This window comes from Marichromatium sp. AB32, assembly GCF_003718675.1.
Taxonomy (GTDB): domain Bacteria; phylum Pseudomonadota; class Gammaproteobacteria; order Chromatiales; family Chromatiaceae; genus Marichromatium; species Marichromatium gracile.
The window spans coordinates 25,806-50,275 of the sequence record NZ_RHFJ01000027.1; the positions used below are offsets into that span (position 1 = coordinate 25,806).

Below are 24,470 nucleotides of genomic sequence, written 5' to 3' on the forward strand. Positions count from 1 at the left end.
GTCAGACGAAAAACAGTTCCATGACGACCCTCGCGCCCGGTAGCAGGGCGACGGTGTCGGCGACCAGTGGCAGCAGGATCGCGCCGAGCACGCCGGTGACCAGGAGGACCAGCAGGATGATCAGACCAAAGGGTTCGAGTCGAGCAAACCACAGCGCCAGGGACGGCGGCAGCAGCGCATTCAGTACACGCCCACCGTCCAAGGGTAACAGCGGGAACAGGTTGAGCACCATGAGGAAGACATTGATCAGCACCCCGGCCGCGCCCATGTAGACCAGCGGCAACGCCGCCCAGGCCGTCTCTGGCCCCAGCCACAGCCCGAACTCGATCACCAGCCCCCAGCCCAGCGCCATCAACAGGTTGGCGCCGGGGCCGGCGAGCGCGACCAGGGCCATGTCGCGACGCGGCCGGCGCAGGTTGCGATAGACCACCGGCACCGGCTTGGCCCAGCCGAAGAGGAAGCCGACCAGCACGAAGGTGAGCGCCGGCACCAGCAGGGTGCCGATGGGGTCGATGTGGCGCAGCGGGTTGAAGGTCACCCGCCCCAGCATCCACGCCGTGCGATCCCCGAGCCGGCTGGCCATCCAGCCGTGGGCGGCCTCGTGCACGGTGATCGCGAACAGCACCGGAAGGGCCAGCACCGCCAGCCACTGGAGATGATTGAGCGTTTCCATGATCGCGGACTCAGTTCAGCGGCGCGGCTTCGCCCTTGCCCTGGCGCACGACCTCGGGGGGCTCGGCGGTCATGTCGATCACCGTGGTCGGCTCGAGGCCGCAGAAATCGCCGTCGATGACCAGGTCGACATGCTTGTCGAGCAGCTCGCGCATGTCGTAGGGGTCGGTCAGCGGGTGCTCGTCATCGGGCATGATCAGCGTCGAGCTGAGGATCGGCTGATCGAGCTCGCCGAGCAGCGCGCGACAGATCTCGTTGTCCGGTACGCGGATGCCGATCGCCTTGCGTTTGGGATGGAGCAGTCGGCGCGGCACCTGTTTGGTGGCGTGGTGGATGAAGGTATAGGGTCCGGGGGTCAGCGACTTGAGCAGACGGAAGGCCTGGTTGTCGATCTTGGCATAGGTGGTGATCTCGGAGAGATCGCGACAGACCAGGGTGAAGTTGTGCTTGTCGTCGAGTCGGCGGATGCGCCGGATGCGCTCCATCGCCGACTTCTCGCCGAGCTGGCAGCCGAGCGCGTAGGAGGAGTCGGTGGGATAGACGATTACCCCGCCCTCGAGCAGGATCTCCACCGCGCGACGGATCAGCCGCGGTTGCGGGTTGACCGGATGAATCTGGAAGAACTGCGCCATCTCTGTGTCCTTAACAGGTCGCGCGCGCGGCGCCGGCGGGGACGGCGCACGACGACCAATCACGCCAGATCGGGATGCACCCGTCGGGCAGCGGTGGCAACCGCCCGAGCATCAGCCAGGGCTGCTCGGGACCGTGATAATCCGAACCCGCCGAGGCCAGCAGGCGTTGCTCGCGGGCATGACGGGCGAAGGTGAAGATCTCGTCGCGGCTGTGACTGCTGGTCACCACCTCGATACCGCAACCGCCGTGCTCGCGGAACTCGCCGATCAGCTGCAGCAGCTTGGTGCGGGTGAGCCGGTAGCGCGCGGGGTGGGCGATCACCGCCTGACCGCCGGCGGCGCGGATCCAGCCCACCGCAGCCTCCAGGCTCGCCCAGTCGCCGGCGACGTGCCCCGGCTTGCCGGTGGTGAGAAAGCGCTTGAACACGTCTCCGGTGTCGGCGGCCAGACGCTGCTCGACGAGAAAACGGGCGAAGTGGGTGCGCCCGATCAGGTTGCCCCCGGCGTACGCCCGCGCGCCCTCGTAGGCGCCCTGGATGCCGTGCCTGGCCAGCCGCCGGCCGATCTCCTCGGCGCGCCAGTCACGAAACGCGCGCAATCGCGCCAGCCCCTCTGCAAGCTCGGGGTTGACAGGGTCGACGTTGAGCCCTACCACATGGATGGTACGGGCGTTCCAGGTGACCGAGACCTCGACCCCGGGGACCAGCGTCAACCCGTGGCCGGCGGCCGCGGCGGCGGCCTCCCCGACCCCGGCGGTGGTATCGTGATCGGTCAGCGCCAAGGTCGTCAGGCCGGCGCGTACCGCGCGCTCGACCAACGCGCCTGGGGTCAGGGTTCCATCGGAGGCGATCGAATGGGTGTGCAGATCGGGAATCGGGGTCATCATGCTAGTCTACCGCAAGGCGGGCGCGGAGGTGGCGTCGGCTTGGCGACACCATCATCCCGACTCATCCGCGCGAGGATCATCCCAGCATGCTAGCCCCGGTCGACCTGTCCCGCATCGCCCAGTGCCTCACCGAGATCGGCGACGAGATCCGTGACGCCTTCGAGCGCGCGACCAACCCGCCCGAGAACGATCCCGACGTGCCGCTCGAGGCGCTCGACCGGCTGCTCGTCACCCTCGAGACCTCCGCGCTGGAGCCGGCGCGAGACGGCGAATTCGGTCTCTGCGCCCGCGAGCGCGCGCTCACCCAGCGACTCGTTCACGGGCTCGACCTGCTCGCCGAGCTCGCCGCAATCGCCCGCGCACTGCAACTGCCGACGCTGGCCCGTCGCGTCAGCACCCTGGCGCTGCCACTGAGTTGCTGGGTGCTGCGCCACGGCGGCGAACTGCTGCGCCCCGCACCACTGGTCGACGCCGCCGCCGGACTGGCCAACACCACCGCCGACCCCGATGAACTGGTGGCCCTGCACCGGCTGATCTCCGAGATCCTCGACGGCATCGGCACCGAGCGCCTCCAGGACCCGGCCGGCCCCGAGGCCGCGCGCGCCTGGCGGGTGCTGCTCTACAACCGCGCCATCGTCGCCACCCGCACCCAGCAGCCGCCCCTGATGCACGAGGCCTTCGAGGCGCTCATCGAGCTGGCCCCGGAGCTCGCGCCGGGGTTCTTCCGCGAGGGCATGGAGCAGATGGAGACGCACGACTACCCCGAGCCGGTCAGGGCGCTGATGCAGGCCTACTACAGTCGCTGGGCCCAGGAGACCCGCTTGCACTAGCGTCCTGCCCTGCCGACCGTCGCGAGCCGATCGCGCGCACTCGCCTATAGTGATGTCTCGGGACCCAAGGAATCATTCGATCACGAGGACAGGCGCATGGCATCACCCGATCTCGACCATCTCCGTCCGCTGCGCCAGCAGCTCGAGCAGCACCCCATCTATGCCGCCATCGAGGACATCGGACAGCTGCGCACCTTCATGCAGCACCACGTGTACTCGGTGTGGGACTTCATGTCGCTGATCAAGTACCTGCAGCGCCAGCTCGCCCCGACCGACCTGCCGTGGCGGCCACAGGGCGACCCGGCGCTGCGCTACTTCATCAACCAGCTGGTCCTCGAGGAGGAGTCCGACGTCCTCGAATCCACCGCCGCCGCGCCCCTCTATGCCAGCCACTTCGAACTCTATTGCCGCGCCATGACCGAGGTCGGCGCCGACCCCGAGCCCGCCCGTCGCTTCGTCGAGCGACTCGCCCGCGAGCCGCTCGACGCGCTGCTCTACGACCCCGAGCTGGTGCCGCTGCCGGCGCGCTACTTCACCGAGACCACCTTCGGCTTCATCCGCGAGGGCAAGCCGCACCTGGCCGCCGCCGCCCTCGCCCACGGCCGCGAGACGCTGATCCCGATGCTGTTCCGCCGATTGCTCGAGGACATGGCGATCACCCCGGAACAGGCACCGATCTTCCACGCCTATCTGCAACGCCACATCGAACTCGACAGCGACTTCCACGGCCCGCTGTCGATGCGCCTGCTCGAGGTGCTGTGCGATGACGACCCGCGCCGCATCGAGGAGGCCGAGACCGCCGCCGAGGAGGCGCTGTGCGCCCGTATCCGTCTCTGGGACGGGGTCTACGAGGCGCTCGGCGCGACACCGCCGCTCAGACCTCGCCGCGATTGTAGTCAGGCTGCGCGGTGATGCGGTGGATGCTGAGGTCGGCGCCGAGATACTCCTCCTCGTCGCTCAGCCGGATGCCGAACAGCCCCTTGGCCATACCGTAGACCAGCGCGCCGCCGACGAAGGCGAACAGCGCCCCGGCGAGACTGCCGATGGCCTGTGAGGCGAGGCTCACCCCGCCCAGGCCACCGAGCAGCGGCAGACCGAAGATCCCCGCCGCGAGTCCGCCCCAGAGGCCGCAGAGCCCGTGCAGCGGCCACACCCCGAGCACATCGTCGATGCGCCAGCGGTTCTGCGCCAGGGTGAAGGTGTAGACGAAGATCGCCCCGGCCACGGCGCCGGTTGCCAGGGCGCCGAGCGGGTGCATCAGGTCGGAGCCCGCGCACACCGCCACCAGCCCGGCGAGCGGCCCGTTGTGGAGAAAGCCCGGATCCTTGCGCCCGGCCAGCAGCGCCGCGAGGATGCCGCCGACCATCGCCATCAGCGAGTTGACCGCCACCAGCCCGCTCACCGCCTCGACGCTCTGCGCCGACATCACGTTGAAGCCGAACCAGCCGACGGTGAGGGTCCAGGCGCCGAGCGAAAGGAAGGGGATCGAGGACGGCGGGTGCGCCAGCATGGTGCCGTCGCGACGATAGCGCCCCTGACGCGCCCCGAGCAGCAACACCGCAGCCAGGGCGAGCCAGCCGCCGAAACCGTGCACCACCACGGAGCCGGCGAAGTCGTGGAAGGGCGCGCCGAGGTGCGTCTCGAGCCACGCCTGCACCCCGAACGCACCATTCCAGACCACGCCCTCGAAGCTCGGATAGAGCAAGCCGACGACGAGAAAGGAGGCGAGCAGCTGCGGATAGAAGCGGGCGCGCTCGGCGATGCCGCCGGAGACGATCGCCGGGATCGCCGCAGCGAAGGTCAACAGGAAGAAGAAGCGCATCAGCTCGTAGCCGTTCTTCTCCTGCAACGCCTCGGCGCCGCTGAAGAAGTCGATGCCATAGGCGAGGCTGTAGCCGATGAAGAAATAGGCGATGGTCGAGACCGCGAAATCGGCCATGATCTTGGCCAGCGCATTGACCTGGTTCTTGGCACGGACGGTCCCGACCTCGAGAAAGGCGAAGCCGGCGTGCATGGCCAGCACCATCACGGCGCCGACGAGTAGAAAGAGCACATCCGTGCCCGCCTGGGAAGGCTGCATCATGTCGAGGAAACCCCTTGGATCAATTCAGCGGGGGGCCATTAAGCACGATCCAGACCAGCACCCTTTCGACCTCCCGCGGAGAGGACGCCAAACCGCTGATGCACCAATCCATTACAGCCCGCATCCTCGCGGTGCGGCAGTCCCATCAACCGCCAGCGCACCAACCGACACCGCACCATGATGGAGCAATGCGACCAACCTCGCACTCTAAGTGGGCATTCGTGTTTAAGCGACGACAGGGGTACACGAAGCATCCACGGATACCGCTAGAATGACCGCCTGAGAAGGACGTCAAGGCAGGAGCGGCGTCTACGCCACCACAACGAAAGACCGCGTACCAAGCGCGGCAGCATGAGACCACTCGATATGCGATTCTGGATGATCGGCATGACCCTGGGCGTCCTGTCCGGGCTTGGTGGATGCGCGCTCGCGCTGGCGAGCGGCGCCCTATCGATGACCGTCCTCGGTGGACAACTGGTGCTCGCGCTCCTGCTCGGCGCGACCGCATGGCTGATCCTCGAACGCACCCTCGGCGCCGAACTCAGGGGCTTTGCCGATCTGCTCGCGCGCACCCGCGCCGACGGCGACCTCGCCCGCCGCGCCACGGTCTCGAGCAGCCCCGCCGGTCACTGCGCCCGCCACTACAACGCCCTGATCGAGAGCTTCCAGGGGATCATCGGCAAGGTCCTCTACGACGCCCAGCGTCTCGCCGAGGCGGCCGACATCCTCGCCGCCAACGCCCGCGCCCTGGCCGACGACTCGGCCGCGCAGGGCGAGGCCTCGGCGCGCATGGCACAGGCCATCGGCGAGATGAGCGCCGGGGTCGAGGTGGTGGCCGAGCACGCCCGCGACTCGGCCAGCGACGCCGAGGAGGCGCGCACGCTGTCGCAACACGGCAGCCGCATCGTCTCCGAGGCCGCCGCCGAGATCGCCCGCATCGCCGACTCGGTCGGGCGCTCGGCGCAGCTGATCGCTGCGCTCGGCAAGCGCTCCGAGGAGATCGGCGGGATCGTGCGCACCATCCGCGAGATCGCCGACCAGACCAACCTGCTCGCGCTCAACGCCGCGATCGAGGCGGCGCGCGCCGGCGAGGCCGGGCGCGGCTTCGCGGTGGTCGCCGACGAGGTGCGCAAGCTCGCCGAGCGCACCGCCACCGCCACCACCGAGATCGGCGAGGTGATCACCACCATCCAGACCGAGACCCGCGAGGCGGTCGCGGCAATCGGCGCCGGCAGTGACCAGGCCCAGTCCGGGGCCGACCTCGCCAGCCAGGCCGCCGCCGCGCTCACCGGGATCGACCAGGGCGCGGCGCGGACCCTCGAGCGCATCAACGGCATCGCCGTCGAGATCGCCCAACAGGGCAACGAGGCCCAGCGCGTCAGCAGTCATGTGCAGGAGATCAGCGAGATGGCCGAGCGCAACGCCCAGGGCGCCGCGACGACGTTGCAGGAGGTCCAGGCCCTTGAGGGGCTGGCCACCAACCTGCACGAGATCAGCAAGGTCTTCCAGCTCGGCGCCGCCGGCGAGCAGGCCACCCGGACCCATCAGCAGATGCCCGAGCTGGTGCAGCGACTCGCGCGCGCGATCGGCGACCAGCTCGAACGCGCGCTGGAGAACGGCGAGGTCAGCGAGCGCAACCTGTTCGAGAGCGACTACCAGCCGATCCCGGACACCGAGCCGAAGAAATTCACCACCGGCTTCGACCGGCTCACCGACCGGCTCTTCCCACCACTGCAGGAGCCGGTGCTCAAGAGCAACGCCCATGTCGCCTATGCCATCGGCTGTGACCGCAACGGCTATGTGCCGACCCACAACCAGTGCTTCTCCCAGCCGCTGACCGGCGATCGCGACCACGATCTGCTGCACAACCGCACCAAGCGCATCTTCGAGGACCCGGTCGGGCGCCAGTGCGGCGCCCACGAGCTGCCCTTCCTGATCCAGACCTATCGCCGCGACACCGGCGAGATCATGCACGACATCTCCGCGCCGGTGTACGTGCGTGGACGCCACTGGGGCGGTTTCCGTATCGGCTACCGCGCCTGAGCGGCGGTCTCGGGCGGGGTCGGCGGCAGCGCGGCGAGCGCGCCGGCGACCTCGGCACTGAAGCGCGCGAGCAACTCATCGAGGGCGGCGACCAGGGCGCGGCTGTCGCCGGGCGCGGACAGCGGCTGACGATCGTCACTCTCGCGCACCAGCAGGGTGTGTCGGCCGGTGCCGTCGCGCACCGCCCAGCGCACCTTGAGCCGGGCGCTGCCGTCATCGTTCCCCTCGAAGGCGAGCAGCTCGGCGCCGACCCGCAGATCGACCCCATAGCGCAGCTCGCCCTCGAGCAGCCGCACCCGCTCGCTACCGAGCGCGCGCGCCAGGTTCTCGCTCCACACCCGCAGGAAGTCGTCGCGCAGCGAGCCGCCCCAGCGCTCGAACTCGTCGATCCGCAGCCGGTTGCCCGACTCGCGGGTGACGAGCTGGGGGCGATCGAGATACTCCGGCAGCACCAGCGGGCCGACCCCGACGGCGAGCCCCGGGGCGCGCGCCTCGGGGGGTGCCACCCCCACCGCGCTCAGCGCATAGAACCGTGCCGGCGGCGAGCTGGCGCACCCCGCACTCACCGCCGCCACCAGCGCGACCGCCGCCAATCGCCATCGGCGCTCCGTCATCGTAGACCTCCCTTGCCCTGGATCAAGGCCTCCGGATGCCGCTCCAGATAATCGGCCAGGTCGCGCACCGCGCGCGCCGCCTCGGCCGTCTCCCGCAGCATGGTTCTGAACTCGCGTGTCGTCGCCGCCTCGGGGTCGAGCATCGCCCCGGCATGAGCGAAGGTCGCACGCGCCTCCTCCAGGGTAGCGCGCAGCGCCGGGGCGACCTCGCCGTCGAGCTGCTCGGCGAGCCCGCGCAGACTCGCCAGGGTGTCCTCCAGGTCTTCGCCGAGCTGGCTCAGCACCCCGCTGTCGACCACCTCGCGCACCCGCCCCAGGGTCTGGCCGAGATCGGCGCCGATCTGCTCGAAAGGCACCTGCTCGAGCCGCGAGAGGATACGCTCGAGCTTGCCGGTGAGCGCCTCGAGCGGCGTCGGCCGGCTGGGGATGACGACATAGTCGCCATAGCGTCCGAGGCCCGCGGCGGGCGCCTCGGGGTCGATGTCGAGCTCGACGTAGAGCTGACCGGTGATCAGGCTGGCGAGCTTGAGCTGGGCGCGCAGACCGAGTTCGACCAGGCGCTCGAGCATGTGCGCATGATCCGGCGCGTGCGCGGCGTTGCGCAAGGCGATGCGCTCGGGTTCGACCTCGATCAGCACCGGGATGCGGAAGATCTCGGCCTCGGGATCGAACTGCAACTGGATGTCGAGCACCTGACCGATCTCGATACCGCGCAGCATCACCGGCGCGCCGATGCTCAACCCGCGCACCGAGCCCTCGAACAGCAGCAGATAGTGCGACTTGGCGGCATAGGTCCTGGCGTGCGCCGCCTCGCGGTTGGGATAGAGCGGGAAGACCTCGAGCGGCTGAGCGGGGGCGCCGCTGCCGGCAATGGTGTCGGGGGTGTCGAAGGCGACCCCGCCGAGCAACACCGAGACCAGCGACTGGGTGTCGAGGCTGATCCCCGCGCCGCTGAGCGAGATGTCGACGCCGCTGGCGTTCCAGAAGCGGGTCTCGGCACTGACCAGGGCATCGTGCGGGGCGGGGATGAAGAGCTCGATGCGCACCGCGCTGGCGTCGTCCTCGAGCCCGAACCCGACCACCTGCCCGACCTGGATCTGGCGATAGTAGACCGGCGAGCCGATATTGAGCGAGCCCAGGGTCGCGGCACGCAGCACGAAGCGGGTGCCGGGGGCGTCGGTGGTGAACAGCGGCGGCTCATCGAGGCCGACGAAGTCGCGCTGCGAGGCGCCGCTGCTGCCCGGATCGAGGGCGATGAAGGCCCCCGAGAGCAGCGTCTCGAGCCCCGAGACCCGGCTCGCGCTCACCCGTGGGCGCTCGACCCAGAAGCGGGTCTCGGCGTTGAGCAGATGGGCGCTGCCGTGCTTGAGCTCGGCGGTGACGATCACCGAGTCGAGGTCCTGGCTGACGTCGATCGCCGTCACCTGGCCGACCTCGACGTCCTTGAACTTGACCTTGGTCTTGCCCGCCTGCAGCCCGGCGGCGCTGGGGAAGCGGACGGTGATGGTCGGTCCCTGCTCGCTGAGCGTCTTCAGCGCCAGCCAGGCGCCGATGGCCAGCGCCAGCAGCGGGATCAGCCACACCAGCGAGGGCGCACCACGCACCCGCACCTCGGCCTCCGGCAGGGCGGGCGCGCCGTCACGGCGCTCGGCGGTCTCTGACATGCTGCTGCTCCAAGCGGTCCCAGATCAACCTGGGGTCGAATGACATCGCCGCGATCATGGTCAGCACCACCACCGCGCAGAAGAAGATGGCGCCGGCCTCGGCCTCGACGCTGGCGAGATTGCCCAGGCGCACCAGCGCCACCAGGATGGTCACCACATAGACATCGACCATCGACCAGCGCCCGATCGCCTCGGTCAGGCGGTAGAGCCGGGTACGCTCGCGCGGTCGCCAGCGCGTTCGCGTGTGCACCGAGAGCAGCAACCCGACGAGGATCAACAGCTTGAGCAGCGGCACGAATACGCTGGCGACGAACACCACCAGCCCCAGCGGCCACATGCCGTGGCTGAAGAGGAAGACCACGCCGCTGAAGATGGTATCCGATTGGCTGCGCCCGAGCGACGTGACGGTCATGATCGGCAACAGATTCGCCGGCACGTAGCAGATCAGCGCCGCCAGCACCAGCGCCCAGGTGCGCTGCAGGCTCTCGGGCTTGCGTCGGTGCAACGCCGCGCCGCAGCGCGGGCAGCGCCCGTCGCGCGCCCCACCCGGCGCCGTCACCAGCGCACACACCTCGCAGGTGCGATGCGCGTCACCGGGACGCGGGGCTGGCGCCGGCGCCAGCGCCACCCGCGACCACACCAGATCGGGGTCGAGGCTCGCCTGGGCGGCGGCGAGCACCAGGATCAGCGCCGCGAAGGCGAACAGCGAGGTGCCGGGGACGATGGTGGCCATATCGGCGAGCTTGACCACCGCCACCAGGATGCCGAGCATGAACACATCCATCATCCCCCAGGGCGCAAGGGTCCGCATCCAGCGAAACAGCCGCGGCAACCAGCGCGGCACGCGCGCCAGACGCAAGGGCGCGAGCACCGCGAGCAGCAACAAGAGCTGCAGCCCCGGCGCCAGCACGCTGGTGAAGAGCACCACCAGGGCGATCTCCCACTGCCCGCCGCGATAGAGTTCGGCCACCCCGGTCAGCAGCGTGGTCTCGGTGACCTGCCCCTGCATGCGAAAGGCGAGGAAGGGGAAGGCGTTGGCGATCACGAACAGCACCAGCCCGGCGAGGGTGAGCGCCAGGGTGCGCTCGAGGCTGTCGGGGCGGTGACGGCGCAGCACGCTGCCACAGCGCACGCAGCGCGTGGCGCCACCGCGCGGCAACGGCGGGCAGCGCTGCAGCAGACCGCACTCGAGACACTCACTCTGGGTTGGTTGCGACATCGTTGCAGATTCGGCAGCGGGAGACCTCGCCCCTGGCCAAGCGCGGCCGGAGGCATGACAATGCGCCGCGCGATCGCGCCATCCCCGATCCCGGGCGCGACACCATTGTTCCACCGCCCCGGCGTCGATGCACCCCCGGGGCTCAGCCGTCCCCACCGCTCGCATGTCACAGCACACGCCCAACCCCGCTCCACTACCGATCGAGACCAGCCTGCCGGCGCTGATCGAGGCCCTGCGCCACGGCCACGCCCTGCTCCAGGCCCCCACCGGCTCGGGCAAGTCGACCCGCGCGCCGCTCGCCCTGCTCGAGGCCGAGGGGCTGATCGGCGGGCGCATCCTGATGCTCGAACCGCGCCGCCCGGCGGCGCGCATGACCGCCGCGCGGATGGCCGCACTGTGCAACGAAGCGCTCGGCGAGACGGTCGGCTACCAGGTGCGCTTCGAGCGCCGGATCGGCCCGAAGACCCGCATCGAGGTGCTCACCGAGGGCATCCTCACCCGCCGGTTGCAGCACGACCCCGAGCTCAGCGGGGTCGATCTGGTGATCTTCGACGAGTTCCACGAGCGCAGCCTGCACGCCGACCTGGGACTGGCGCTGGTGCTCGACGTGGTCGCCAACCTGCGCCCCGAGCTGCGGGTGCTGGTGATGTCGGCGACCATCGAGGCCGAGCCGGTGGCCAGACTGCTCGGCGGCGCCGAGACGATCAGTGCCGCCGGGCGCACCTATCCGGTCACGGTGCACCATGCCGAGCGCCCGGTCGAGCAGCCGGCGGGCCTGGTCGGCGCGGTGGTGCACGCGCTCGCCGCGCACGACGACGACATCCTCGCCTTCCTCCCCGGGGTGCGCGAGATCGAGCGCTGTCGCACAGCACTCGCCCCCCGGCTCGGCCCCGAGACCGACCTGCTCGCCCTCCACGGCAGTCTGCCCACCGCCGAGCAGGCGCGCGCCCTCGCCCCGCCCACGCCCGGGCGGCGGCGGGTGATCCTCGCTACCGACATCGCCGAGACCAGCCTCACCATCGAGGGCGTCGGCGTGGTGATCGACGGCGGGCTCACCCGCAAGCCGCGCTTCGACCCCAACACCGGGCTCACCCGCTTGGTCACCGAGCCGGTCTCGCTCGCCTCGGCCGAGCAGCGTGCCGGACGCGCCGGGCGGCTCGGGCCCGGTCACTGCTACCGGCTGTGGACCCGCGAGCAGGCGCGCGGGCGCGCCGCACAGCGCGACCCCGAGATCCTCCAGGCCGACCTCGCGCCGCTGGCCCTCGAACTCGCGCTCTGGGGGGTGAACGACCCCGCCGAGCTGGCCTGGCTCGACCCGCCGCCGCAACCGGCCTGGGCACAGGGCCGCGCCCTCCTCCAGACGCTCGGCGCGCTCGATGCGCGCGGCGCCATCACCGCGCTCGGGCGCGCGCTCGCCCAGCTGCCGCTCCACCCCCGGCTCGGGGTGATGCTGCTCGGCGCCGCACCCGAGGCGCGCGCGCTCGCCGCCGATCTCGGCGCCCTGCTCAGCGAGCGCGACCCGGCGCTCGACCCGCGCGCGCTCAGCTCACCGGCCGACCTCGGCGCCCGGCTGCAGGCACTGGCGCAACGGCGGGCGCGCCGTCCGACGCCCGGCTTCGATCCGCGCCGACTCGACGCCGTGGCACGCGCCGCGCGTCAGCTCGGCGAGCGGGTCGCGCGCGCCAGCCACCCGCCGGGCACGGCCCGTACCCCGGGCGCGCTGCTCGCCCTCGCCTACCCCGAGCGCATCGCCCAGCGGCGCGACGCCCGCGGCGAGCGCTATCTGCTCGCCGCCGGCAACGGCGCGCGGCTCGACCCGGCCGATGCGCTCACCGCCAGCCCCTATCTGGTCGTCGCCGAACTCGACGCCCAGGGTCGCGACGGGCGCATCCGTCACGCCCTGGCGATCGACGCCGACACCCTGCACGCGGTCTGCGCGCAGCGCATCCACACCGAGACCCGCTGCGACTGGGACGCCGAGCACGAGGCGGTGCGCGCGCGCGCCCTCACCCGGCTCGATGCCCTCACCCTCGAGGCGCGCCCGCTGCCGCTCCCCGACGACCCGGCGGTGCTCGAACTGCTGCGCGAACAGGTGCTCGCCGACCCCGAGCGGGCGCTGCGCTGGGACGATGACGCCACGCAGTTGCGCGCCCGCATCGCCCTGCTGCGCGCCCACGACCCCCAGGGCGACTGGCCCGATCCCGGCCCCCAGGGACTGCACGCGCGCGCCGCCGACTGGCTCGATCCCTGGCTGATCGGCAAGTCGCGACTGAGCGAGACCCGGCGCCTGGAGGCGGCCGAGCTGCTGCTCGGCCTGCTCGACTGGGACCAACGCCAGCGGCTCGACCGGGCCGCACCGACCCATCTGCGCACCCCGGCGGGCAACCAGCGCCGTCTCGACTACGCCAGCGACGGACCACCGGTGCTCGCCGTGCCGCTGCAGGAGCTGTTCGGGCTGTGCGAGACCCCGCGGGTGTGCGACGGCCGGGTGGCGGTGCTGCTCCATCTGCTCTCCCCGGCGCGACGCCCGATCCAGGTCACCCAGGACCTCGCGAGCTTCTGGGCCCAGGGCTATACGGACGTGCGCAAGGAGTTGCGCGGGCGCTACCCCAAGCACCACTGGCCCGAGGACCCCACCGCCGCCGACGCCGTCACCGGCGGACTGCAGCGCCGGCGGCGGTAGCGAGCGCGGCGGACCAGCGACCAGCCCTCGGGCACCAGCGTCGTAGGTTGGGTAGCTGCCGCCCACGCGGACCTTCCTCGGGGATCGGCGTCAATCCCGAGACCTTGGCGCAGCTGTCGGGTTGCCGCGCAGCGGCAGCCCAACCGATGGGGCTGGAAGCGCGTTATCCCTTTGGGTCTTTGCACTCCGACAATCCCCGGCGATCATCTCGCTGGAGGCTGGAGGCTGGAGGCTGGAGGCTGGAGGCTGGAGGCTGGAGGCTGGAGGCTGGAGGCTGGAGGCTGGAGGCTGGAGGCTGGTTCAAACCGCAAAGACGCCAAGCACGCAAAGTCGATCGAGGGTTCTCGGTGGCCAGCCCGAATCACGCGTGGTCGAAGACAACGGCTGACTGGTCGCAAAAGACTGCAACCGAAGTCTTCTTTCCTTCGCGTCCTTCGGGCCTTGGCGGTTCACCCTCCTCCCGCGGAACCCCGCTCGGCGAGGCGCTCGAAGGCGAGCACGGAGAGGACGCCGAGGAGACAGGCGATCAGGGTGCCGATCAGCAGCGGGTCGCCGTGGTAGGCGCCGGGGAGGACGTTGCTCTCGGCGATGATCTTGTGCGGTGTGAGACCGTCGGCGCTCAACACCACCTGGCCGTCGGCGCCGCGCAGCCAGTCGACCGGGTTGCGCCAGGGGTAGATCTTGTTGAGCGATCCGACGAGAAAGCCGGTGAGCAGCGCCAGGGTCTGGGCGTGGAAACGATGGAAGGTCCAGGAGAGCAGTCGAGAGAGGGTCATCAGCCCGACCACGCAGCCGAGCGCGAACACCCCGATCACCAGCAGCCGCTCGGGACTGTAGTCGACCAGCAGCCCCTTGAGGGTGTCGTGAATGATGAACTGGTACATGCCGAGCAGAAGCAGCATGAAGCTCCCCGAGATCCCCGGCAGGATCAGCGCCGAGATGGCGATGACGCCGCAGCAGAAGACGAACCACAGCGCCTCCGAGCCCTGCGCCGGGGTGAGCACGGTGAGCGCGTAGGCGAACGCCGCGCCGAGCACGAGCAACCCCAGCCCGGTGGCATCCCAGCGCTCGATGCGTCGGGCCATGTGCAGGATGGAGGCGAGGATCAAGCCGAAGAAGAATCCCCACACCAGCGGCGGATGGTGCTCGAGCAGCCAGGAGACGGTGAACAGCCCGGTGAGCAGGCCGACGACCATGCCGGCGAGCAGGAGCGTCAAGAAGTTGCCGTCGATCGCCCGCCATACACCCGCCACCCCTTCGCGGCGAGCAACCCCGATCAGTCCCGGACCGACGGCCCGGATCGCCTCGATCAACCGTTCGTAGATCCCGCTGACGAAGGCGATGGTGCCGCCAGAGACCCCGGGGATGATCTCGGCCACCCCCATCGCCGCGCCACGCAGCACCACTCCGGCGCGCCCGATGTCGGTCGCCGGCGGATTGCGCATCGCCCCGCTCACAGCTTGAAGCGCTCCAGCCGTTCCTGGAGCTGCGCGGCGAGTCGCGCCAGCTCGGTGCTTGCCGCCGCGACCTGCGTCGATCCGGTGGCGCTCTCCTCGACCACGTCGGAGATGGTGTGGACGTTGCGGTTGATCTCCTCGGCCACGGTCGCCTGTTGCTCGGCGGCGCTGGCGATCTGGGTGTTCATGTCGTTGATGGTGGTGATCGAGCCGTTGATGGTGCGCAACGACTCACCGGCGCGGCGTGCCTGCTCGACGGTCTGCTGGGCCATCGCGCGCCCCTTGTCCATCACCTCGACGGCGCCGTTGGCGCCGCTCTGCACCCGCTCGATCTTCTGCTGGATGTCCTCGGTGGAGCGCTGGGTGCGATTGGCGAGGGTGCGCACCTCGTCGGCGACCACCGCGAAGCCGCGCCCGGCCTCGCCGGCACGCGCCGCCTCGATCGCGGCGTTGAGCGCAAGCAGGTTGGTCTGCTCGGCGACGCCGCGAATGACATCGAGGACATCGCCGATCTCGCGACTGTCCTGGGAGAGTCGACCGACCACCTGGGCCGAGGATTCGAGCTCCTGGGCCATGGCCTCGACCGCGGCGATCGCCTGCTCGACCACCTCGCCGCCGGTATCGGCCTCGCGGTTGGTCGCGCGCGCTGCATCGGCGGCCTCGCCGGCATGACGCGCGACCTGCTCGACGGTGGTGGTCATCTGGTTGATCGCCGCGGCCACCTGCCCGGTCTCGGTCTGCTGGCGGGCGATCTGCTCGCGCGCCTGGGCGCTGGCGGCCGACAGCTCCTCGGCGGAGGTCGCCACCTGATTGCCCACCGAGGCGACCTCGCGCAGCAGGCGACGCATGTTCTCGACCATCACCGAGAAGGCAGCGAGGAGGCTGGTGGTATCGCCCTTGCGCAGGGTGATGCGGGCACCGAGATCGCCCTCGGCGACCTGGTTGACGACGGCGAGCGCATAGGCCGGCTCACCACCGAGACGGCGCAGCACGTCGCGGGTGATGAACAGCCCGAGAGCGATCGACAGCACCAGCCCGATGCTCATCAGGATAGAGCTCACCATCACGGTATGCTCCGAGGCATCGATCGCCTCGGTGACGGCATCGTTGGCGAAGCGGTTGTTGATCATCACCATGGACTCGACCATGGCACCGAGCCGGTCGGAGATCGGGATCATCTCCTGGACCTGATGCATGTACGCGTCGCGCACCTCGTCATAGACCGCCTGCGCGTCGACACCTTGACGCTGTGGCGCCTCGAGCATCCGCCGCATCAGCGTGTCGAGCTTGCGGTAGATCGCCCGCCAGGCATCGTACTCGGCGTTGAAGGCGGCAAAGATGGCAACCTCGTCCTCGGTCTTCTCGAGCGCGGCGTAGCGCTCGAGGACCGTCTCGACCTCACGCCAGGAGGCCTCGCGCTGGCGCAGCACCTGCTCGAGCAGCTTGCGCGTGCCCTCTGTCCAGTCGGCGTGCATCTGCGCCTCCAGCGACTGGCCACGGATCTGCACCCGCTGATAGTTGAGATGATTGAGCGCGATGATCGCTGGCAGTCGCACCTGACCGATGCGCACCACATCGGTCCGCATGGTGTGCTCACCCTGGATGGCCCTGAGTCCGATGGTCAGGACGATTGCTGCCACCAGCAGGAAGCCGACGAGTAGCTTGGTCTTGAGTGAGATCTTGTCCAGCATGCACGCTCCGGGTCGGGAAGACTGGCCGCTTATTGTGACACATCTCAGGTGTGTGTCATTCAGCCAATTTACAGCACAAAACGCTGATCCCTTTCGCTATTTCCCCGCACGGTCAACGCAACCGCGCCCCGAAGCGGCGAATCAACACAGCGGCAGCTGCTGCTGAGTGGTCTCACGCACCATCGCGCAACCGCACCCCGCCCCCGCCAGGGTGCGATTGCGACCGGCACGTTTGGCGGCATAGAGGGCCTCGTCGGCCTGGGTGTAGAGTTGGTCGAGATCCATCCCCGGGCGGTGGGTCGCCACACCGATACTGGCACAGACCCCGACACGCACCCCCTCGGCGGTCTCGGACGAGCAGTGCTCGATGGCCAGGCGGACGCGCTCGGCACACTCCATGGCATGCGTCAGGTCGGTCCCCGGGAGCAGGATCACGAACTCGTCGCCCCCCATGCGCACGCACAGGTCGGAGGCACGTGTCGCCGAACGCAGCCCCTTGGCCACGGCCTGGAGCAGCCGATCCCCCTCGGGATGACCGAACTGGTCATTGATACGCTTGAAGCCGTCGAGATCGAGCACCAGCATCGACAGCGGTCGCGACTGGCGCACCGCATCGGCCAACCAATGCGCCCCTTCACGAAACAGTGCGATCCGGTTGCCCAGCCCGGTGAGCGGGTCGGACTCGAGCTGGGTGAGCACGGTCTGATAGGCCAGGGCATTCTTCAACGCCGGGGCGGCGAGCCCGAGCAGCGCCTCGATCCGCTCCTGCTCGAGCTCCGAGAACCGTCGTCCGCGCATCAGCACCAGCCGGCCCATCTCGCCCCCCCCCAGGGAGAGGTCATATTCCAGGCGGTGACGGTCCGGCTGTCCGCCCTCGAAGGCCAGCCCCTCGGCGGCATTGAGATATTCCCAGCCGCTGTGACAGACCAGATCGAAGAGGAAGCGGTTGAGTATCGTCAGCACCCGATCGAGGTCGAGCGAGGCGGTGATCGCCTGCAGGAATGCGACCGGATCGACACTCTTCGGCTCCGGCTGGGTGACCGTCTCGGACGAGGAGACAAGGGTGAGATGCGGCGTATCGGCTTGACTGATCGAACTCACGGTGGCGCGCCCCTGTAATCGTTGTTTGTCTAGTAGCTAGCGAAAATCACGCCACAAAATAATCGCCTTGAAAAACAACAACTAAAGCAAACCACCTAATAGACCTCAAGCAGCAAGACAAAATCTTGACGCCCATTGACCGCAGCGCATCCGGATGCCCTGACGCGGATTCGTCGAAAAATCGACACCCGTTCTCGGCGGCGCGCATGGACACCGCAAGCGTGTCTTCTATCGATATGGGGAAGGTCCGGAAAGGACGCCCGCCGCACCGGGGAAGCGAACGAGCGTCCTGAAATCCGGCAAGGCGTTATTACTGGCCGAGACGCTCGGGGATTTCGTCCCAACCCGACTTGATGGTGCGGAGCAGCCCCGAAACCTCGTCGAGCGCCTCGGGTTCGTTGCGCGCGTTGCCCTCGAGCAGGCGACGCGACATGTAGCTGTAGAGGGCATCGAGGTTCTCGGCCAGCTCGCCGCCCTTGTCTTGATCGAGAGCGGCGCGCAACGACTCGATGATGTTGATCGCCTTGCTCAGCTGTTCGCCCTTGGTCTGCAGATTGCCGTGCGTCATCGCGCCGCGGGCCACGGCGATCCGCTCGATCGCGCCCTCGAACAGCATCTGGATCAGACGATGCGGACTGGCAACCGCAACCTCTGCCAAAGGTCCAGCCTGACGGTACTGGTTGAGTTCCTTACGCATCGCATACATGGTATCGGCCACTCCCGACGAATAGTTGCAATTTTTAGAGAGTGATCAGCGAATCGGGTCAGGCCTCTTCGGTCAACCCGATGCCGCTGATGCCGGTGCCATCGCGCATCTGCGCCATCAGCTTCAAGGCATGTTCCGGCGGTATCTGGCGAATCACTTCGTTGCGCTCGGCATCCTTCACCGTGACCACGACCTGACCGGAGCCATCGTCGAGGCTGAATTCCAGCGCACGCTGGTTCGCCTGCAGGTAGTCGTTGATCGACTCGACCACCTGCTCGAGCATCAGGGTCGAACTCTTTTCCTCCCCCTCTGCCGGTTGGCGTTGCGCCTCGGCCTGGCCGGTCCGCTGCTGTTCCTCCAGCGGGTTGCCGCCCGTCACGGTCTCCACACCACCCGACGACGCCTTCTGCTCACTGGCCTTTGCCGCCTGTTGACGGTCACCGCGAGCCGCCGTCCCGACCTCATCCTGCGGATGCGTCGGCTGTGAGCGGATCATCACGCCTGCTGGAGCTTGGGTCGATTCAATCATCACTGTCTCCCCGGTTCCCTGCAGCAGGACGCAGCAATCGTAGATGCCTGCCCGGTACGGCTTCCCCTGCCTCCCGGTCGCGTCGCGGGTGCCACCCTAAAGGGTCTGACTCCCGTTGCAGACCTTCGCCAAAGGTCTGCTTAGCTGACACCATGGATAACGGCACCCCTGCTGTTTTCTTTAACCTGACCATGCAATCTTTTCTCACCGTCAGTTCTGTGCCGTATTGGGCAAGCGGTCGACAAGCCCCTCGAGCTGGCTGCCAGTGGACTGGAAGGTACTGACGATGGACTCCATTGCGATGAACTGCGACAGCAGCCTGGCCTCGACACCCTCCATGCGTCGATCGAGTGTCTCGCGCTCTTCCCCGAGCTCGGTCAGTTGATCCTGGATGTTCTCCTTGCGCATCTCGATCGTCCCGGAGCTGCTGAGGAACCCATCGACCAGCCGGCTCAGTTCGCCGGCGAAACCGCGCGAGAAGGAGATATCGAAGGCGCCCTGGCTGCTCGCACCGGCGGCCACGCTGAAGTTCAGACCGTAGGCGGGCGAATCGAGCGCGGGCAGCAACTGATTGCCGGCACCGAAGCCCTCCACGCCATTGATGGTGCCGGCGACATCGATCCCGGCGGTCCCGGTCAAGCCGGTGTGCACACCGAGATCGGCCATCGACGCACTGGCCTCGGTGAAGGCCACCGTGGAGACCGAGCCGTACTCGCGGGAGACGAAGCTGAAGCTGTCGGTGGCGTCGTCGTAGAGCACATCGACCTTGGTGCCGGTCGCCTTGAGTCTCTCGTCGCTGTTGATCAGCGACTGCAGATCGCTGCGCAGCTGCTCGGTGGAGTCGTAGGTGCCGCTGAGGGCGATCGTTCCGGACTCGATACCGTCGACCGCCACCTTGAAGCTGTAGCCGCCGCCGGAGGTGTCGAGCGCGGTGGTGAAGGTCTCGGTGGTGCCGTCGAAATCGGCCTGGGTGATGGCATCGGCGAGCAGCTCGCCGCGGGTCGGGTCCTGGGTGATCTCGACCTCGAAGCTGCCGGCATCGACCCGCCCGGCGAAGGAACCCAGGTTGACCGAGACGGCGCTGTTCATCGAGGCCGTCTTCAGCGCGAAGAGGTCCTCCACCAGCTGGAAGTTGTTGCTGAAGGCTGCGCTGAACTCGGCTTCCTTGCCGAACTCGTCTTTCGCGATCGACAGCGACCCATCGCGTTCGGTGCGGATCCCCAGGTTGGTCAGCGCGGTGAAGCCGCCCTCGAGTCCCTGTACCTCGCCGCCGACGAGTTTGCGCAGACGATCAATCATGGCGCGCGCCGTGCCGTCGCTGGCAAGGTCGCCACGCGACAGCGCGCCGTTCTCGTCGCGCACCAGCTCGCCGGCGTCGTCACGGGCATAGCCGATCAGGCCCTGGGCGGTCGTCTGGAAGTTGTTGTAGGCATCGACGAAGTCGCGCACGGCCTGCTCGGCGAGGCTCTTGTCCTCGCTGATCGAGAAGGTCAGCGACTCGCCGGGACTCGCCTTGTTGAGGGTGAAGTTGAAGCCCTCGATGACATCATCGATGTCGTTGCTCTCGCGCGAGACCTGCAAGCCGTTGATGCGCAGCAGCGCATCACTGCCCTGCTGGACCTCGGTGACATTGGCATGGTTGGCGGCGTTGAAGGCAAAGTCGTCGAGGCTGGCGTCATCGCCGCTGATCTCCAGCGCGTTGGCCGCGCCCGAGGGGGCGGTCAGCATCAGCTGGTACTGGTCGTCGACCTTGAGTACCGAGGCCTGGATGCCGCTGTTCTGCTCGTTGATCTTGGCGGCGATGGCGTCGAGCGAGTCGCTCGCATCGATACTGACGGTCAGCGCCTCGCGCTCGTCGTTGGCGGTGAAGCCCGAGGGCGCATCGCTGCCGTCATAGGTCCATTCACCGAAGCGGATGGTCAGCTCGCCCGACTTGCCGAGCGCGCTGTCGCGCTCGCTCTGGGCGCCCATGGTCAACGACTGGGCGCGGGCGATGTCCTCGACCTCGATCTGGTAGCTACCGGTCTGGGCACCGACGGCAACGCTGTTGGCGGTGATGACATTGGTGTCGGGGATGGCGACCGAGCGGGCGTTGAACAGGTCGTTGCCCGCCAGCGAGCCGAGGCTGTCCTGCAATTCGCTGAGCGCGCTGCTGAGCTTGCCATAGCCCGAGATCTCGGCCTGCAGCCGCTCCTCGCGCGAGGAGATGCGCTGCTCGACCGGGGCGCGCTCGACCTCGACGAGCTGTGAGACCAGGCTGGTGATATCGATCCCCGAACCGGCCCCCAGACTGGAAATGATGTTGTCGGCCATGTTCGTCGCTCCTCACACGCTCACGCCTGGTCGCTGAAGATCAGCCCCGCCAACCCCTCGACATACTGCGCGAACTTCAGGGTCTCCTCGCTGGGGATCTGCCGGATCAACTCCTCGGTCTCGGCATCCACGACTCGGATCACGGTGCGATCGGCCTCTTTGTCGAGTTCGAAGTTGAGCATCCGGCGCGAGCCGCCAAACATCTCGTTGAGTCGCTCGACGGCCTGATCGAGCTGCTCCCTGGAGGCCTCCTCACGCTCGGCAGAGGTCTCTGCGCCGGCGGGGTCCTGGGCTCGCGTCCGCGTCTGCTGTTCGGTCGCAAACGCGCCGGGGGCGCGCTCGAGCCGTTCGTTGGATTGCCGCTCCGCGGCGCTCGTCCCGGTGTCGCGCTCGGAGCGCGACGGCGCCGGTGAGGGCTGCTGGATCGGAGTGATATTGCTTAGAGTATAGGATTCACTGGCCATCGGTCTTGCCTCCCTCGGCTCGACCGGGTCGCCCCCCGGTCAGGGGGCGACCCGTTTCCTAGCGGCCGGGACCGGCGGTTACTGCAGCAGCGAGAGGACCTGCTGCGGCGCCGAGTTGGCCTGGGCCAGCATCGCCGTACCTGCCTGCTGCAGCACCTGGGCCCGGGACAGTGCCGCGGTCTCCGCCGCGAAGTCGGCATCCTGGATTCGCGACCGCGAGGCCGAGGCATTCTGCGAGATGCTGCTCAGGTTGCTGATGGTGAAGTCCAGCCGGTTGTTCACCGCACCGAGGTCGGAGCGCACGTCGTCGACCCGCTCGAGGGCGTTGTCGATTGCCGTCAGCGCCTTGTTGGCTCCCTCGACCGTCGAGATGTCGATGTTCGAGAGCGCCTGACCGTCCTCACCGCCGCCGAAGTTGCCGACACTCAGACCGGAGAAGCTCAGGTTGGTGTTGGTCCCTCGGGTGATCTCGATCTCCTTGTCCGAGTGCAGGGTGAACTCACCGACATAGGTGCTGGCACCCGTGTTGAAGCCGGCGTTGGCGCCATTTGCAATGTTGGCGACGATGTTCCGCCCATCCGCGGCGACCAGTTGCACACCACCACCGTTGGCGGTCCCGTCCTCACCGGTGTCGACCGCAGTCACGCCGGTCTGATCGGAGATGGCGTTGATCGCATTCACCAGGGACTGGCGGTTGGCGCTGGTGTTATCGGCGCCGGCCACGGTGGTGAAGCCGGTGATGCTGACGCCATTGATCGTCCCGGCGACCGCGGCGGAGGCCGTCAGCTGAGCCGTGCTGTTGTCGGCCCGGTTCTGGTTCACCGTCGCGGTCACGCCGGTCTGGTCGGAGACCAGATTGACGGCCGCGGCCTTGGAGATGGCGCTGTAGGCATTGCCTGCCGAGGAGGCGGTGTCGTCGTTCGCGTAGGACGGGCCCACGGAGACGCCGTTGATGAACACGTTACCCGCGGTCATCGCATCGGTACTGTTGTTCAAGTTCGAGGATAACTGAGTCTGGGTCCCGGTGTAGTCGCCCTCCATGAAGCCGGCATCAGCAGCCGAACCGGTCGCGCCCGACTCGATCTTGATCGGAGCGCTCCCATCGGAGACCAGAGTCACGGTCCCCGTGGTGATCGACCCGGTATCCGAAGCGCCGGCCAGGCCCAGACCGGTGTTGGCCGCGGTCAGGGCGCCGCCAGTATTGTGCAGCGCGATGTTGCGACCGTCCTCGGCCACCAGGGTGATGCCACCGTTGTCGGTCCCGGTGTCGAGCGCGGTGACCCCCGTCTGCTCGGCCTTGAGGTTGATCGCCTCGACGATCGAGGAGCGCGTGGTGGCCGCGTCTGCGGTCGTGTTCAGGTCGATAGACACGCCGTTGAGGGTAATGGTGCCACTGGTCGCACCGGCGGTCATCGAAGTACCACCGAGCTGGGTCTCACCAACGATGGCGGTCACACCCGTCTGATCGCTCTTTTCGTTGATGGCCGCAGCCGTCGCGAGCGCGCTCGCGCTCTTGGCGTGCGACGAGGCGGTATCGGCAGCGGCGGTCGCGCCGCCGATCGAGATGCCGTTGATCACCAGGTCTCCAGTACCGAGCGCCTTGACGGCGGTCGTCGCAAGCGGGAAGGCGTCGGTAGCAGCACCAGCGCCAGTCCCCGTGCGACTAAAGGAACCGACGCCAGCCGACTCGGCCACGCCCAGCGAGTCGGCGTCGATCTGACCGATGTTGACACTGATCGTCTGACCACCCTCGGAGCCAATCTGCAGATTGACCTCGCCGAGCGACCCGTCCATCAGGTTCAGGCCGTTGAAGTTGGTGCTGGTGGAGATACGGTCGAGCTCCTGGACGAGCTGCTGGACCTCGTTGTTGAGCGTCGAGCGGTTGCCGCTGGTGTAGGTGCCGTTGGCCGACTGTACCGACAGCTCGCGCATACGCTGGAGGATGTTGCTGCTCTCGTTGAGCGCGCCCTCGGCGGTCTGCACCAGGGAGATACCGTCGTTGGCGTTACGCACGGCTTGGTCGAGACCACGCACCTGCGAGGTCAGACGGCTGACGATTGCCGAACCGGCGGCGTCGTCCTTGGCGGAGTTGATGCGCAGACCGCTGCTCAGTCGCTCCATCGCCTGGCTCTGTTCGGCCTGGGACTTCGACAGATTGTGCTGTGCGTTCAGCGACATGATGTTGGAATTGATGACCATTGCCATGGCTGCTCTCCTGTTGGTCTCGAACCGGCGGGCTGTTCAGCAACAGCGGTCTGCCGTCAATGTTAACTGTGCTTCGTTGAGGTTAACGGCCGGGCATGGCGATCGCTTTAATCCTATTTCGACAATCCTCGGGCCCCGGCCCGCACGCAGGTCCCTGAATCCCCGACATGCCTGCGACACCATGGATAACGGTGGGCTGCCGGAAAATTGAAATCCCCAGCGAGCCGAAGCGAGAACCCCATCACACAATCTCTCGCGCAGGAAGGCTTCGTGACACGCCCCCCTCGCACCAGCGCCGCCACATCGCCCGGTAGGCGGCCTCGATCCGTGCCACCTGCCCCTGCTCGTCACGCCAGGGGCTGGCCTCCATCTGCGCGCGCAACCCGGCGCGGGTCGTCGCCAGCGCCTCGTGATCCGCGGCCAGCGCGACCACGCGCTCAACGTAGTCGGCCTCGTCCGTGGCGATCCATTCCTCCCGACCCAGCCCCGAGAGGATCATCGCCCCGATCCGGCCCACACTCGGCCGGTCGGCCAGGGTCACGAAGGGCACACCCATGTAGAGCGATTCGAGCAGCGTCGTCCCCGAGTTGTGCGGGAAGCAGTCGAGTCCGATGTCCATGCCCCGCAACACGTCCCACGGCGGGGAGTGATAGCCGATCTCCAGGCGCTCGCCGCCGA

The 24,470-nt window shown here is 68.3% G+C and carries 19 protein-coding genes and 1 pseudogene; 4 read left to right on the forward strand and 16 right to left on the reverse strand.

Translation table 11 applies throughout. The annotated features are described in order from the left end of the window. Window position 1: 1 nt before the first annotated feature. The 3 genes from EBL85_RS09870 to EBL85_RS09880 are packed head-to-tail and all read right to left on the reverse strand — an operon-like array spanning window position 2 to window position 2,187. A complete protein-coding gene (locus EBL85_RS09870) occupies window positions 2–673 on the reverse strand; it encodes a site-2 protease family protein (protein WP_123142817.1) in 672 nt (223 codons plus the stop codon). A 10-nt stretch (window positions 674–683) separates the two neighbouring features. Further along, window positions 684–1,304 (reverse strand): L-threonylcarbamoyladenylate synthase, encoded by a 621-nt coding sequence (locus tag EBL85_RS09875; RefSeq protein ID WP_123142818.1) that lies wholly within the window; start codon window positions 1,302–1,304, stop codon window positions 684–686. A gap of 10 nt (window positions 1,305–1,314) precedes the next feature. After that, a complete protein-coding gene (locus tag EBL85_RS09880; protein ID WP_190288066.1) occupies window positions 1,315–2,187 on the reverse strand; it encodes a PHP domain-containing protein in 873 nt (290 codons plus the stop codon). Between the two features lie 89 nt (window positions 2,188–2,276). On the opposite strand from EBL85_RS09880, the gene EBL85_RS09885 reads away from it, so the two are divergent. Together EBL85_RS09885 and EBL85_RS09890 are read left to right on the forward strand one after the other, a co-directional pair. After that, entirely contained in the window at window positions 2,277–3,020 is a 744-nt protein-coding gene (locus EBL85_RS09885) for a hypothetical protein (RefSeq protein ID WP_123142820.1), read from the forward strand. A 96-nt stretch (window positions 3,021–3,116) separates the two neighbouring features. After that, a complete protein-coding gene (locus EBL85_RS09890) occupies window positions 3,117–3,932 on the forward strand; it encodes a DUF3050 domain-containing protein (protein ID WP_123142821.1) in 816 nt (271 codons plus the stop codon). Here EBL85_RS09890 and EBL85_RS09895 read toward each other — a convergent pair. Further along, window positions 3,895–5,100 (reverse strand): ammonium transporter, encoded by a 1,206-nt coding sequence (locus tag EBL85_RS09895; protein WP_123142831.1) that lies wholly within the window; start codon window positions 5,098–5,100, stop codon window positions 3,895–3,897. The genes EBL85_RS09890 and EBL85_RS09895 overlap by 38 nt on opposite strands. A 354-nt stretch (window positions 5,101–5,454) precedes the next feature. Here EBL85_RS09895 and EBL85_RS09900 point away from each other — a divergent pair, with 354 nt between their 5' ends. Further along, window positions 5,455–7,146, forward strand: coding sequence for a methyl-accepting chemotaxis protein (locus EBL85_RS09900; protein WP_223806111.1), 1,692 nt, complete (start codon window positions 5,455–5,457; stop codon window positions 7,144–7,146). Here EBL85_RS09900 and EBL85_RS09905 read toward each other — a convergent pair. The 3 genes from EBL85_RS09905 to EBL85_RS09915 are packed head-to-tail and all read right to left on the reverse strand — an operon-like array spanning window position 7,134 to window position 10,643. Then, entirely contained in the window at window positions 7,134–7,760 is a 627-nt protein-coding gene (locus EBL85_RS09905) for a membrane integrity-associated transporter subunit PqiC (protein WP_123141067.1), read from the reverse strand. The genes EBL85_RS09900 and EBL85_RS09905 overlap by 13 nt on opposite strands. After that, window positions 7,757–9,424 (reverse strand): intermembrane transport protein PqiB, encoded by a 1,668-nt coding sequence (locus EBL85_RS09910; RefSeq protein WP_123141068.1) that lies wholly within the window; start codon window positions 9,422–9,424, stop codon window positions 7,757–7,759. The genes EBL85_RS09905 and EBL85_RS09910 overlap by 4 nt, the downstream gene beginning before the upstream one ends. Next, window positions 9,399–10,643, reverse strand: a complete 1,245-nt coding sequence (locus tag EBL85_RS09915) for a paraquat-inducible protein A (RefSeq protein ID WP_123142823.1) — start codon at window positions 10,641–10,643, stop codon at window positions 9,399–9,401. Before EBL85_RS09915 ends, EBL85_RS09910 begins: the two co-directional genes overlap by 26 nt. A 163-nt stretch (window positions 10,644–10,806) precedes the next feature. Here EBL85_RS09915 and hrpB point away from each other — a divergent pair, with 163 nt between their 5' ends. Further along, window positions 10,807–13,326, forward strand: a complete 2,520-nt coding sequence (gene hrpB / locus EBL85_RS09920) for an ATP-dependent helicase HrpB (RefSeq protein ID WP_223806112.1) — start codon at window positions 10,807–10,809, stop codon at window positions 13,324–13,326. Between the two features lie 449 nt (window positions 13,327–13,775). Here the strand turns inward: hrpB and EBL85_RS09930 are convergent, their stop codons facing one another. The 9 genes and pseudogenes from EBL85_RS09930 to EBL85_RS09970 all read right to left on the reverse strand — a co-directional run. Then, entirely contained in the window at window positions 13,776–14,783 is a 1,008-nt protein-coding gene (locus EBL85_RS09930; RefSeq protein ID WP_223806113.1) for a DUF368 domain-containing protein, read from the reverse strand. After that, on the reverse strand, window positions 14,780–16,474 hold the full coding sequence (locus tag EBL85_RS09935; RefSeq protein WP_123141073.1) for a methyl-accepting chemotaxis protein: 1,695 nt from the start codon (window positions 16,472–16,474) through the stop codon (window positions 14,780–14,782). The genes EBL85_RS09930 and EBL85_RS09935 overlap by 4 nt, the downstream gene beginning before the upstream one ends. Before the next feature lie 141 nt (window positions 16,475–16,615). Then, window positions 16,616–17,575, reverse strand: coding sequence for a GGDEF domain-containing protein (locus tag EBL85_RS09940; protein ID WP_123141074.1), 960 nt, complete (start codon window positions 17,573–17,575; stop codon window positions 16,616–16,618). A 310-nt stretch (window positions 17,576–17,885) separates the two neighbouring features. Then, a complete protein-coding gene (gene fliS / locus EBL85_RS09945; RefSeq protein ID WP_123141075.1) occupies window positions 17,886–18,281 on the reverse strand; it encodes a flagellar export chaperone FliS in 396 nt (131 codons plus the stop codon). 58 nt (window positions 18,282–18,339) lie between these two features. After that, window positions 18,340–18,810 carry a flagellar protein FlaG gene (locus tag EBL85_RS09950; RefSeq protein WP_223806114.1) on the reverse strand — a complete coding sequence of 157 codons (471 nt, stop codon included), beginning with the start codon at window positions 18,808–18,810 and terminating at the stop codon, window positions 18,340–18,342. Window positions 18,811–19,020: 210 nt separating this feature from the next. Beyond that, window positions 19,021–21,123, reverse strand: a complete 2,103-nt coding sequence (fliD, locus tag EBL85_RS09955) for a flagellar filament capping protein FliD (protein ID WP_123142827.1) — start codon at window positions 21,121–21,123, stop codon at window positions 19,021–19,023. 20 nt (window positions 21,124–21,143) lie between these two features. After that, window positions 21,144–21,587: a flagellar protein FlaG gene (locus EBL85_RS09960; protein ID WP_123142828.1), complete on the reverse strand. Its 444-nt coding sequence runs from the start codon at window positions 21,585–21,587 to the stop codon at window positions 21,144–21,146. 78 nt (window positions 21,588–21,665) lie between these two features. Continuing rightward, window positions 21,666–23,792, reverse strand: coding sequence for a flagellin (locus EBL85_RS09965; RefSeq protein WP_123142829.1), 2,127 nt, complete (start codon window positions 23,790–23,792; stop codon window positions 21,666–21,668). A 241-nt stretch (window positions 23,793–24,033) separates the two neighbouring features. Continuing rightward, a pseudogene (locus EBL85_RS09970) lies at window positions 24,034–24,470 on the reverse strand (hypothetical protein); the annotation flags it as partial.